11 protein-coding genes are annotated in these 11,997 nt (G+C 70.9%); 5 read left to right on the top strand and 6 right to left on the bottom strand.

What is annotated here, in order from left to right; all coding sequences use genetic code 11:
• Positions 1-48: 48 nt before the first annotated feature.
• Both epsC and AC1Q7O_RS09450 read right to left on the bottom strand, forming a co-directional pair.
• A complete protein-coding gene (gene epsC, locus AC1Q7O_RS09455; RefSeq protein ID WP_492658995.1) occupies positions 49-966 on the bottom strand; it encodes a serine O-acetyltransferase EpsC in 918 nt (305 codons plus the stop codon).
• Positions 967-987: 21 nt separating this feature from the next.
• On the bottom strand, positions 988-1,671 hold the full coding sequence (locus AC1Q7O_RS09450; RefSeq protein ID WP_492658996.1) for a hypothetical protein: 684 nt from the start codon (positions 1,669-1,671) through the stop codon (positions 988-990).
• A 208-nt stretch (positions 1,672-1,879) separates the two neighbouring features.
• Between AC1Q7O_RS09450 and mnmH the strand changes: the two genes are divergently transcribed.
• Both mnmH and selD read left to right on the top strand, forming a co-directional pair.
• Positions 1,880-2,926, top strand: a complete 1,047-nt coding sequence (gene mnmH, locus AC1Q7O_RS09445) for a tRNA 2-selenouridine(34) synthase MnmH (RefSeq protein ID WP_492658997.1) — start codon at positions 1,880-1,882, stop codon at positions 2,924-2,926.
• A gap of 5 nt (positions 2,927-2,931) precedes the next feature.
• Complete coding sequence (gene selD / locus AC1Q7O_RS09440; protein WP_492658998.1) at positions 2,932-3,990, top strand: selenide, water dikinase SelD; 1,059 nt, start codon at positions 2,932-2,934, stop codon at positions 3,988-3,990.
• A 22-nt stretch (positions 3,991-4,012) separates the two neighbouring features.
• On the opposite strand, the gene AC1Q7O_RS09435 is transcribed toward selD, so the two are convergent.
• Together AC1Q7O_RS09435 and AC1Q7O_RS09430 are read right to left on the bottom strand one after the other, a co-directional pair.
• Positions 4,013-6,259, bottom strand: a complete 2,247-nt coding sequence (locus tag AC1Q7O_RS09435; RefSeq protein WP_492658999.1) for a heavy metal translocating P-type ATPase — start codon at positions 6,257-6,259, stop codon at positions 4,013-4,015.
• A gap of 83 nt (positions 6,260-6,342) precedes the next feature.
• On the bottom strand, positions 6,343-6,954 hold the full coding sequence (locus AC1Q7O_RS09430; protein WP_492659000.1) for an OmpA family protein: 612 nt from the start codon (positions 6,952-6,954) through the stop codon (positions 6,343-6,345).
• A gap of 238 nt (positions 6,955-7,192) precedes the next feature.
• Between AC1Q7O_RS09430 and AC1Q7O_RS09425 the strand changes: the two genes are divergently transcribed.
• Genes AC1Q7O_RS09425 through AC1Q7O_RS09415 form a run of 3 tightly spaced genes read left to right on the top strand, consistent with a single transcriptional unit; the run spans position 7,193 to position 9,296 of the window.
• Positions 7,193-7,546: a GntR family transcriptional regulator gene (locus AC1Q7O_RS09425; protein WP_492659001.1), complete on the top strand. Its 354-nt coding sequence runs from the start codon at positions 7,193-7,195 to the stop codon at positions 7,544-7,546.
• Complete coding sequence (locus AC1Q7O_RS09420) at positions 7,543-8,418, top strand: ABC transporter ATP-binding protein (protein ID WP_492659002.1); 876 nt, start codon at positions 7,543-7,545, stop codon at positions 8,416-8,418. The genes AC1Q7O_RS09425 and AC1Q7O_RS09420 overlap by 4 nt, the downstream gene beginning before the upstream one ends.
• 11 nt (positions 8,419-8,429) lie before the next feature.
• Positions 8,430-9,296, top strand: coding sequence for a hypothetical protein (locus AC1Q7O_RS09415; RefSeq protein ID WP_492659003.1), 867 nt, complete (start codon positions 8,430-8,432; stop codon positions 9,294-9,296).
• Between the two features lie 60 nt (positions 9,297-9,356).
• Here AC1Q7O_RS09415 and AC1Q7O_RS09410 read toward each other — a convergent pair whose 3' ends face one another.
• Together AC1Q7O_RS09410 and corA are read right to left on the bottom strand one after the other, a co-directional pair.
• Positions 9,357-10,217: a ferritin family protein gene (locus AC1Q7O_RS09410; RefSeq protein WP_492659004.1), complete on the bottom strand. Its 861-nt coding sequence runs from the start codon at positions 10,215-10,217 to the stop codon at positions 9,357-9,359.
• A 521-nt stretch (positions 10,218-10,738) separates the two neighbouring features.
• Positions 10,739-11,728 (bottom strand): magnesium/cobalt transporter CorA, encoded by a 990-nt coding sequence (gene corA, locus AC1Q7O_RS09405; protein WP_492659005.1) that lies wholly within the window; start codon positions 11,726-11,728, stop codon positions 10,739-10,741.
• Between the last annotated feature and the right edge of the window lie 269 nt (positions 11,729-11,997).

Genomic DNA, 11,997 nt, shown 5'->3' with positions numbered 1-11,997 from the left:
ACTCTAGGCAGGCCCTCCCGCGGCGTGAACGCCTGTTTGCGCAGATGCTTATTCGGCTTCGCGCGCCGTGCTGGCGTCTGCCTGCGTGATGACGCTGCCCGGCGCCACGCTGCGCGTCAGCCACACGTTGCCGCCGATGACGGCGCCGCGCCCCAGCGTGATGCGGCCCAGCACCGTCGCCCCGGCGTAGATGACCACCTCGTCTTCCACGACCGGGTGGCGCGGCTGGCCCTTCAGCAGGTTGCCGTCGCCATCGGTGGGGAAGCTCTTGGCCCCCAGCGTGACGTTCTGGTAGATGCGCACGCGCCGGCCCAGCACGGCCGTCTCGCCGATGACGACGCCGGTGCCATGGTCGATGAAGCAGCCCGCGCCGATGGTGGCGCCGGGATGGATGTCGATGCCGGTGTCGGCATGCGCCAGCTCGGCGATGACGCGCGCGATCAGCGGCAGGCCAAGGCGGTAGAGCTCGTGCGCGAGGCGGTGGCTCATGAGCGCGCGCAGGCCCGGGTAGCACAGCAGCACCTCGTCGACGCTGCGCGCCGCGGGGTCGCCCTGGTAGGCGGCCAGCACGTCGCTGTCCAGCAGCTCGCGCACGGCCGGCAGCGTGCGCAGGAAGCGCGCGGCCAGCGCCTCGGCATCGGCCGCGGGCGCCGCGTCGCCCCGCTGGCGGGCGTCGTGGCGCAGCTCCAGCGCCATCTGCTGGCGCAGCGTCACCATCGCCGCGCCCAGCGTGTGGCCGACGTAGAAGTCCTCGTTCTCGGGCCGCAGCGTGGGCGGGCCCAGCCGCATCGGGAACAGCGCGCCGGACAGGCACTGCACCATGCCGGCCAGCAGTTCTCGCGACGGCAGCTCGCGGCCGTCACCGCCGCGGCGGTGCGCCTCGCGCCAGCGCAGGCGCGCGCCGCGCAGGGCGTCGACAACGGCGGGCAGGTCGTCGCCGGGAGTGGGGGTGAGCGGTGCAGTCATGGCCCGCAATATGCCCCAGTCTCAGACGCAGGTCCTGACCCCGCCACCACCCCCACCGCCCGGTGCCAGGATGCTGGCGCCGCTGGGCCCACCCGGCCCGCCCTGGCCCGCGCCGGCGCCCCCGGCGCCGCCACCGGTGGTCAGCCCCGTGGCCTGGGCGGAGGTCAGCGCGCCGCTCAGGCGCCCCATCGAACGCCGGATGCTGCCGTCGGGCAGCCGCTCCAGCTTCACGCACAGCGCGGGGTTCAGGCCCATCGCCAGGCGCTCCTCGAACGTCGGCTTGGGCGTGTTGCTGCGCGGGTCGGTGACGGCCGGGTTGGACCCCAGCGAGCCCAGCAGCACCTCGCGCGACGGCTTCAGGGACAGCGGCGCGGAGCCGGCACCGGACGCTGCCGCCACGGCACCAGCTTGGCCGGCGGCGTCCCCCGCCGCTGCGGACGCCGCCGCAGCAACGGGCACCAGCGTGCTGCTCACGCGCGCCGGCTCCACGGGCATCACGGCTTCGAGAAGCGGCAGCCGCGGCGGCTGGGCCCGGGCCGCTGGCGCCGCTGGCTCGGCGCGGGGCGCGCGCTGGCGGCGCTCGGGCAGCAGCCGGATCACCACCGGGCGCGCCTTGTCGGCCACGCCGCGCGGCGCTGCCTGCCGCAGCTCCCAGACGGCCAGCAGCACCAGCACATGCCCCAGGCACACGGCCGAGGCGGCCACGGCGCGGCGGCGGCTCGGGCGGGCAGGAAACGCCGTCACCCGCCGCGCCCCGTGGGGCGAACAGGCGGCTTCTGGGCGAGAGACAGGGCAGGAGCAGGGGCGACGGGCACCGCGCGATGCTAGGTGCGCCGCTCGCGGCTCGCATTAGGCCGGGGTTAGGCCGGGGTTGGGGCGGCGCGCTCAACAGCGCCGTGTACGCTTGGCGCCCATGAGCCACAAGCCCACCACCGTGAACGACCTGGGCGAGTTCAGCGTCCTCATCGACGCGCGCTCGCCGGCCGAGTACGCGCTGGACCACATCCCCGGCGCCATCAACTGCCCGGTGCTGGACGACGAGGAGCGCCGCATCGTCGGCACCACCTACGTGCAGACCTCGGCCTTCGAGGCGCGCAAGATCGGCGGCGCCATGGTGGCGCGCAACATCGCCCGCCACCTGGACGAGCTGTTCCGCGACAAGCCCAAGGACTGGCGGCCGCTGATCTACTGCTGGCGCGGCGGCATGCGCAGCGGCAGCTTCGTCAACTGGCTGCGGCTGGTGGGCTGGGACGCGCAGCAGCTCAAGGGCGGCTACAAGGCCTGGCGCGGCCACGTCATCGAGCAGATCGCACTGCGCGCCCCCACGCTGGACCTGCGCGTGCTGTGCGGCCCCACCGGCAGCGCCAAGACACGCGTGCTGCAGGCGCTGGCCGACGGCGGCGAGCAGGTGCTGGACCTGGAAGACCTGGCCGCCCACCGCGGCTCGGTGCTGGGCGCCGTGCCGGGCCGGCCGCAGCCGTCGCAGAAGGCCTTCGAGACGCAGCTGATGCACCACCTGGCCGCGCTGGACCCGTCGCGCCGCGTGTGGGTGGAGGCCGAGAGCCGGCGCATCGGCCGCCTCACCGTGCCCGAGCCGCTGCTGCAGCGGCTGCGCGACAGTCCGGTCGTCGAGATCGCCGCCACGCCCGCCGCGCGGCTGGCCTACCTGCTGCGCGACTACGCCTGGCTGGGCGACGACCCGCAGGGGCTGGCCGACAAGCTCGGCACGCTGCGCGAGCTGCTGCCGCGCGACGTGCTGGCGCAGTGGCAGGCCTGGGCGCTCGAAGGCGCGCTGCCGCCGCTGTTCGAGGCGCTGATGGCCCGCCACTACGACCCGCTCTACGCCCGCTCGCAGGGCCGCCACCTGGCCGGGCTGCCGAACGCCGCGCGCGTGGAATGCGACGATCTGTCCGACGCCGGCATCCTGTCCCTGGCCGGCCGCATTGCCTCACTGACCTGAATCCCATGTCCACTGCCCCCCTTCCGCGCCTGACCTCGCTCTCCCACGGTGGCGGCTGCGGCTGCAAGATCGCGCCCGGCGTGCTCAGCGAGATCCTGAAGAACACGCGCCAGCTGCCGGTGCCGCCCGAGCTGCTGGTGGGCATCGAGACGTCGGACGACGCCGCCGTCTACCAGCTCACCGACGACATCGCGCTGATCGCGACGACCGACTTCTTCATGCCCATCGTCGACGACCCGTTCGACTTCGGCCGCATCGCCGCCACCAACGCGATCAGCGACGTCTACGCGATGGGCGGCAAGCCCATCCTGGCGCTGGCGCTGGTGGGCATGCCCATCAGCGTGCTGCCCGTGGACGTCATCGGCCGCATCCTCGCGGGCGGCGAGTCGGTCTGCGCGGCGGCCGGCATCCCGATCGCGGGCGGCCACACCATCGACTCGGTCGAGCCCATCTACGGCCTCGTCGCGCTGGGCGTGGTGCACCCCAAGCGCGTCAAGCGCAACGCCGACGCCCGTCCGGGCGACCGCCTCGTGCTGGGCAAGCCGTTGGGCGTGGGCGTGCTGTCGGCCGCGCTGAAGAAGGAGGCGCTGTCCGCTGACGGCTATGCGCAGATGGTGGCGACGACGACGCAGCTCAACACGCCGGGCCCCGACCTCGCCGCGCTGGCCGGCGTGCATGCGATGACCGACGTAACCGGCTTCGGCCTGGCCGGCCATGCGCTGGAGCTGGCGCGCGGCGCGGGCGCAGCCATCGACCTCGACTGGGCGCGCGTGCCGCTGCTGCCGGGCGTGCGCGAGCTGGCCGGGCGCGGCTTCGTGACCGGCGCATCGGGCCGCAACTGGGCCGGCTATGGCGACAGCGTGCGGCTGCCCGACGGCTTCGCGGCGGTGGACCAGGCGCTGCTGAGCGACCCGCAGACCAGCGGCGGGCTGCTGGTGTCCTGTGACGCGGCGGCCGTGGACGAGGTGCTGGCCGTGTTCCACCGCCACGGCTTTGCCGCGGCGGCCGAGATCGGCGGCGTCAGCGCCGCCGGGGCCGACGGCGCCCAGCTGCGGGTGCGTTAGCGCACGGCATCAGCGCACGCCATCAACGCGGCGGGTCCAGGTCCGCCTTCAGCAGGCGCAGCCCGTTGGCCACCACCAGCAGGCTGGCGCCCATGTCGGCGAACACGGCCATCCACATCGTCGCGCTGCCGAACACGGCGAGCAGGAAGAACACGGCCTTCACGCCCAGCGCGAACACGATGTTCTGCCACAGCACCGCGTGCGTGCGGCGCGACAGCCGGATGACGGCCGGGATGCGGCGCAGGTCGTCGTTCATGATGACCACGTCGGCCGCCTCCATCGCCGTGTCCGTGCCGGCCGCGCCCATTGCGATGCCGATGTCGGCCCGGGCCAGCGCCGGCGCGTCGTTGATGCCGTCGCCAGCCATGCCCGTGGGGCCCAGCCGCTGCTGCAGCGCCTGCACCGCATCGAGCTTGTCCTGCGGCAGCAGGTTGCCGCGCGCCTCGGCAATGCCGGCCTGGGCCGCGATGCTCTGCGCGGTGGCCTCGTTGTCGCCCGTCAGCAGCACGGGCGTGACGCCCAGCGCCACCAGCTCGGCCACCGCCGCCCGCGACGACGGCTTGATCGCATCGGCCACCGCGAACAGCGCGACGACGCCCTGCCCGTCAGCCAGCAGCGTGACGGTGTGGCCCGCGGCCTCGTGGCGGGCCAGCGCGGCGTCCACGTCGGCGCTGCGCTGGCCACGCTCGTCGATGAGGCGGCGGTTGCCCAGCACCAGCGCCGTGCCGGCGATGAGCCCCTGCACGCCGCGGCCGGCCAGCGCCTGGAAGTCGTCCACCGGCGCGGGCGGCAGGCCCAGGCCGTCGGCAATCGCGCGCGAGACCGGGTGGTCCGACCGCCCCGCCAGGCTGGCCGCCCACTGGCGCGCCACGGCGGCGTCGCCGCGCAGCACCACGTGGTCCACCAGCCGCGGGCGGCCCTCGGTGACGGTGCCGGTCTTGTCCAGCGCCAGCACCTTCAGCCGGCGGGCGTCTTCGAGGTAGGTGCCGCCCTTGATGAGGATGCCGCGCCGCGCCGCCGCCGCCAGCGCGCTGACGACGCTGACCGGCGTGGCGATGACCAGCGCGCAGGGGCAGGCGATGACCAGCAGCACCAGCGCCTTGTAGACGCCCTGCAGCCAGGTCGCGTCCGTCAGCACCGGCAGCAGCACGGCCACCGCCACGGCCAGCGCGAACACGGCCGGCGTGTAGACCGCCGCGAAGCGGTCGACGAAGCGCTGCGTGGGCGCACGCGAGCCCTGCGCCTGCTCGACGGCATGGATGATGCGGGCCAGCGTGGAGTCCGACGCGGCGGCCGTCACGCGCACCTCCAGCTCGCCGCTGGTGTTGATGGTGCCGGCGAAGACCGCGTCGCCCACGGCCTTGTCGACCGGGATGCTCTCGCCCGTCACCGGCGCCTGGTTGATGGCGCTGCTGCCGCGCGTGACGACACCGTCCAGCGGCACGCGCTCGCCGGGGCGGATGCGCACCGCGCTGCCCAGCGCGACCTGGCCCACCGGCGTTGCCACGCCGCTGCCGTCGGGCTGCAGCACCAGCGCGGTCTCCGGCGCCATCGCAATCAGGCCCTGGATGGCGTTGCGCGCACGGTCCACCGAGCGGGCCTCGATGAGCTCCGCGATGGCGTAGAGCGCCATCACCATGGCCGCCTCCGGCCACTGGCCGATCAGGAAGGCGCCGGTGACGGCCACCGTCATCAGCGCATTGATGTTGAGCTTGAAGCGGCGCAACGCCGCGAGACCCTTGGTGTAGGTGTCGACGCCGGCCAGCGCGATGGCCACGACAGCCAGCGCCATGCCGACCAGCTCGCTTGCCGGCCCCTCGGGCATCACCAGGGCCACGCCCTCGGCCGCCAGCGCCACCAGCAGCGCCACGCCCAGCCGGGCCACGCCGGGGCCGATGCCATGGTCGTGATCGTGGCTGTGGGCATGCCCATGCGCGTGACCGTCCGCCGGGCCGGCCGCGGCGGGCTCGATGGGCTCGGGCCGGAAGCCGGCCGCGCGGATCGCGTCCAGCGCCTGCGGCAGCACCGCGTCCGGCGCCGAGATCGTCAGCCGCCGCGCACCCAGCTGGAAGCCCAGCGACCGGATGCCGTCGATGGACGCCAGCGCCTGGCGGATCTCGGACTCCTCGGCCGAGCAGTCCATCGTCGGGATGCGGAACGTCCGGCCCGGGCCGGGGGCGGCCGCCGCGGCCGGCGGCGCGGCCCCGGCACAGGAACCGCAGGCGCCGCCACCGCAGGCGGAGGACGGGGGTGGGAGGGTGTCTTTCATGCCGCCATTGCAAACCCTGGAGCGGCCCCAGAGTCAAGCACCGGGTGCGCGAGCGGCGCCCCCGGGCCGGCACACCCGCCGGCTCAGCGCATGACGATCAGCTGCACCCGCCGGTTGGTGCTGCGGCCTTCGCGGGTGTTGTTGTCGGCCAGCGGCGCGGTTTCGCCGTAGCTGATGGTGGCCATGCGCACCAGCGGCAGGCCGGCGCGGGCCAGGTACAGCCGCACGGCTTCGGCGCGCTGCAGGCCTAGCTGGTGGTTGAGCGCGTCGCTGCCGGTGGCGTCGGTGTGGCCCTGGATCTCGACGAACACCGGCTGGTTGTCGGCCTTGAGCTTGGCGACGAGCTGGTCGAGCTCCTGGCCGGCCTCGGACGTCAGCATCGCGCGGCCCGAGCTGAACCGGATCTTGTCGTCGGTCAGCACGGTGCTCATCAGCAGCCCGGGCGGCGCCGGCAGGTTCTTGGCCGCCTGGGCCCGCGCCGCGGCTTCCTGCTGCAGCGCCTGGATGCGCGCCTCGCTGCCCTGCAGCCGGCCATCCAGCGCCTTGAGGCCGTCGTCGTGCGCCTGCACGCGGGTGCCGAGGCCATCCACGCGGGTCTGCACCGGCTCGACGGTCTCCTTGACGAAATCCTTGGTGGCACAAGCGCTCAGCAACAGCACGCTGCTGGCGACGATCAGGGGGGACAGTCTCGTCATCGTGAACTCATGGAAAAGCAGAGAACCGCGACTCTAGGAAGACCGCCGGCGCAAACGTACCGAGCTGTGAGCAAGGCCGCCGTCGTTAACGGGAGCGCACAAAGCCTTACCGGTGCGCGGCGGTTTGTGTCGGTTTGCGGCCTATCCCGCCAAATCTGCAGTCTGTCGCCCGCCGCTTGGGCCCGCCCGGGCCTGGGAGATATGGTGTGCTACATCAGCAACACACCCCGGAGCTCCCATGACTCCCACCTGGACAGACCAGGCACCGATCTACCAGCAGCTGGCCGACCGACTGGCCGTGCAGCTGCTGGACGGCAGCCCCCCGGAGGGCGAGGCCCTGCCCTCGGTGCGCGCCCTCGCGAGCCAGTACGTCATCAATCCGCTGACCGTCACGCGGGCGCTGCAGGCGCTGGCCGACCACGGCCTGGTGGAATCGCGCCGCGGCCTGGGGATGTTCGTCACGGCCGGCGCGCGGGAGCGGCTGCTGCGCCAGGAACGCGAGCAGTTCCTGCACAAGGACTGGCCGGCGCTGCGCGCCAAGCTCAAGCGGCTGGGGCTGACCGCCAAGGATCTGAACTGGGAGTCGACATGAACACCAACCTGATTGAAGTGAAGAACGTCTCGCTGAGCTACGGCAAGAAGACGGCGCTGAACGATGTGTCCGTGACCGTGCCGAAGGGCCGCGTCGTGGGCCTGCTGGGCCACAACGGCGCGGGCAAGACGTCGCTGATGAAGGCGCTCGTCGGCCTGCTGCCGGTGCAGGGCGAGCTGACAGTGCTGGGCCTCAAGCCCACGCACGACCGCCAGAAGCTGCTGGAGCAGCTGAGCTACATCCCCGACGTGGCGGTGCTGCCGCGCTGGGCCCGCGTGCACGAGCTCATCACGCTGATGAGCAAGCTGCAGCCCAAGTTCTCGGCCGAGCGCGCCCGCGCGCTGCTCAAGCGCACCAGCGTCAGCGAGAGCGACAAGGTGAAGAGCCTGTCCAAGGGCATGGTGGCGCAGACGCACCTGGCGCTGATCGCCGCCATCGACGCGAAGCTGATGATCCTGGACGAGCCGACGCTGGGGCTGGACGTGGTGTCGCGCAAGAGCTTCTACGAGATGCTGATCGACGAGTGGTGCGACGGCGAGCGCAGCGTGCTGATCTCGACGCACCAAGTTGAGGAGGTGGAGGCGCTGCTGAGCGACGTGATCATGCTGGACGAGGGCCGCGTGGCGCTGTCGATCAGCCTGGAGGACATCGACCGCCGCTTCGTCGCGCTGAACCACGACCCGGCCGCCGCCGACGCGATGGCCGCAGCCCACCCACTGCTGCGCTACCGCGAGCAGGGCCGCACGACGTCGCTGTTCGACGGCACCCCGCCCGAGCACATCACCAGCCTGGGCCAGCGCGTGCGGCCCAGCCTGGTGGACCTTTTCATGGCGCTGACCCGCAACCCGGCGCTCAACAGCAAGCAAGCCTGAGGAAGACCGTCATGAACAACCACATCCCCACCCTGCTGCAACGCGAATGGATGCAGCACAAGCGCGGCTGGCTGATCGCGGCGCTGGCGCCGCCGCTGCTGTTCGTGGCCGTGCTGCCGTTCGGCCAGTTCCAGGCCCTGCCCACCAAGCATCTGGAGTTGATGGCCATCGGTATGACGCTGCTCACCGCCTGCGTGGTCTACGTGATCAGCCTGCTGGTGGCGGTGTTCCAGCTGCCGGGCCTGGCGCGGCGCGACGTGCAGGACCGCTCCATCGAGTTCTGGCTGTCGCTGCCGGGCCGGCCCAGCGAGAGCATCGCCGCAACGGTGATGGCCCACGCCTGGCTGGCGCCGCTGGGCGCCGCCGTCATCGGCGCGCTGCTCGGCATGCCGATCGCGCTGAGCGTGCTGGCCAGCAAGATGGGCCTGGCCGACGCGATGCACGTGAACTGGGGCGATGTGGCGCTGGCCTCCACACCGCTGCTGCTGCGCGGCCTGGCCGGCACGGTGCCCATGGTGCTGTGGCTGCTGCCGGTGATCCTCACGCTGATGGCGGCGTCAGCCTGGCTCAAGCGCCTGGGCGTGCCGGTGGTGCTGGTGGGCGGTGGCGTGGCGGTGGCCGTGCTGAGCAAGGCCTACGACATCAACTGGCCGCTGGAGGTGCTGCAGGGGCTGAACGACCAGATCAACCACACGCTGGTGCACGACGGCCGCAGCCTGCAGGACGCGCTGAAGAACGGCAGCGACCTGGTCACCTGGGCCGTGAGCGACCTGGGCAACGCACTGGCGGAACTGGCCTCGCTGCAGTTCCTGGGCTGGATGGCCGTGGCGGCCGCGGGCTTCGCGCTGGTGGTGCTGAAGCGCTCGCGCGGCGGCTGAGCTCGCTCGGCGCTGAATGAAAAACGGGGCCAGAGGGCCCCGTTGTCGTTGCCGCGGCGCTCAGGCCGTCGCGGTGCCGGCGGCCGGCGGCGCCAGGCGGCCGGACATTTCCTTGCGAAAGCGGTTGAGCTCCTGCACGGTCGCGAAGCTGCGGTCCATCAGCAGGCTCATGTTGTGCAGGATGCGCTCGACGACCTTGTTCTCCCACACGGAGTCGAACTGGATCTGCTTGTCCAACCAGCGCTCCAGCCACTCGGGGTCGGGCAGGCGGCTCTGGATGGTGTCGCGCGGGAACAGCTTGGCGTTCACGTGCAGGTTGGTGGGGTGCAGCGCCTGCGCCGTGCGGCGGGCGCTGGCCATCAGCACGCCCACCTTGGCGAACGCGGCACGCGCCTCGTCGCCGAACTTGGTCATGGCGCGCTTCATGTAGCGCAGGTAGGCGCCACCGTGGCGAGCCTCGTCGCGCGACAGCGTCTCGTAGATGGCCTTGATGACCGGCTCGGTGTGCCACTCGGCGGCACGGCGGTACCAGTGGTTCAGGCGGATCTCACCGCAGAAGTGCAGCATCAGCGTTTCCAGCGCCGGGGCCGGGTCGAAGTCGAAGCGCACCTCGTGCAGCTCTTCCTCCGTCGGCACGAGGTCGGGGCGGAAGCGCTTCAGGTATTCCATCAGCACCAGGCTGTGCTTCTGCTCTTCGAAGAACCAGACCGACATGAAGGCCGAGAAGTCGCTGTCCTCGCGGTTGTCGCGCAGGAACATCTCGGTGGCCGGCAGCGCCGACCATTCCGTGATGGCGTTCATCTTGATCGTCTGGGCCTGCTCGTCGGTGAGCAGGCTGGCATCGAACTTGTCCCAGGGAATGTCGCTGTCCATGTTCCAGCGCACGGCTTCAAGTTGCTTGAACAGTTCGGGGTAAAGCATGGTCGGTCCTCGTTTAGAGGCGGGATTCTAAAAGTTTGTGGAAGCCGCCACGTCGGCACGCCGTCGACGGCCTTTTGCCCCTTGAACGTGACTGTTTGCAATCGTGCCCGATCAACAAGGCGGTGCCACGACAGCCCGCGATGCCGACAACAATCGTCGCCCGAATGCGGGACAGCGCCGCGTAACTTCGTGCTGGTGGGCGGCTCTACAGCTACACATGGTGAAAACCCGAGCGGAAAGCTCGAACGGAGGAGCCCCACCCCACGGAATTTTGGCCGCTCAACCTCTCTGGACAGAGCAGCAATCTCGGAGCCGTTCTCCTCCTCCTCCCTCCCTCCCTCGTTGGCTTCGAGGCGTTCTGCGGCCACTTTTATGACCGGGTCTGTGTCAGCTCGACACAGACCCTTTTCATTGGCCGAGTCGAGGCGCCGGCGTGCCTTGCCGAGCGACTGCGATGGATCCGGCTTTGCCGGTCCATCTGCAGTGCCCCTAGAGGGGCGCGCGCAGCGCGTAGGGGTGGTCTATTTCAACCAGCCTTTGCGGCGGAAGTAGATGAAAGGCGCGGCGACCGACAGCAGCATCAGCACCAGCGCGAACGGGTAGCCCCAGTCCGACTCCAGTTCCGGCATGTGCTTGAAGTTCATGCCGTAGATGGACGCGATCAGCGTGGGCGGCAGCAGCGCGACGCTGGCCACCGAGAAGATCTTGATGATCTTGTTCTGGTTGATGTTGATGAAGCCGACCGTGGCGTCCATCAGGAAGTTGATCTTGTCGAACAGGAAGGCCGTGTGCGAGTCCAGCGAGTCGATGTCGCGCAGGATCTGGCGCGACTCCTCGAACTGCTCCGCATTCAGCATGCGGCTGCGCATCATGAAGCTGACCGCGCGGCGCGTGTCCATCACGTTGCGGCGGATGCGGCCGTTCAAGTCTTCCTCTCGGGCGATGGAGCCCAGCACCTCGCCGGCCTCGGCGTCGGTCACGTCGCTCTTCAGCACGCGGGCGCTCACCGCCTCCAGCTTGTCGTAGATGCCCTCCAGCACATCGGCCGAGTATTCGGCGTCGGCGTCGTAGAGCTTCAGCAGCACGTCCTTGGCATCCTCGATCAGCGCCGGGATGCGCCGCGCCCGCAGCCGCAGCAGGCGGAACACCGGCAAGTCCTCGTTGTGCACGGAGAACAGCACGTTGTTGAACAGGATGAAGGCCACCCGCACGTTGCGGGCCGACTTGCCATCGGGGCCTTCATCGCCCTCGATGAGGAAGTCGGAGCGGATGTGCAGCTCGCCGTTGTCTTCCTCGTAAAAGCGCGCCGACTCTTCCAGGTCCTCGTCGACGATGTCCTCGGGGATGGTCAGCCCGAAGCGGTCGCGGATCCAGCCCTTTTCCTCGACGCTGGGGCTCTCCAGGTCGACCCAGATCGGTCGCGACAGCGCCAGGTCTTCGGCGGTCTCAATTTCTTCCTGGAACAGCCCGCCCTTCAGGCGGCCATTGTCCAGCGTGAACACATTCAGCATGCATCGTCTCCAGCAGCGCTGGCAAAGGACGACGCCTGGCGCCGTCCGGGGTGGCGGGGTCAGTCAACCGTCTCACTCCGGGCGGGCGCGGCCTGCTCAGGGCCGCCGGCGGGAGTGGACGGTCACCGAGGGTGATCGCTGTCCAAGAAGGGCTCCGTAGGGGAAATAGCCGCGGATTATTGCACCCGCACAAGCCGTGAAAGAAGACGCGAAAACAAGGCCTGAGCTGCGACAAAAGCTCACCGTCATCCTCTTGTCACGCAGCCGCT

Source organism: Roseateles sp. GW823-FHT07B05 (genome assembly GCF_058794515.1).
Note: the sequence above shows the minus strand (reverse complement) of the source record. Positions and strands in the feature narration are given on the sequence as shown.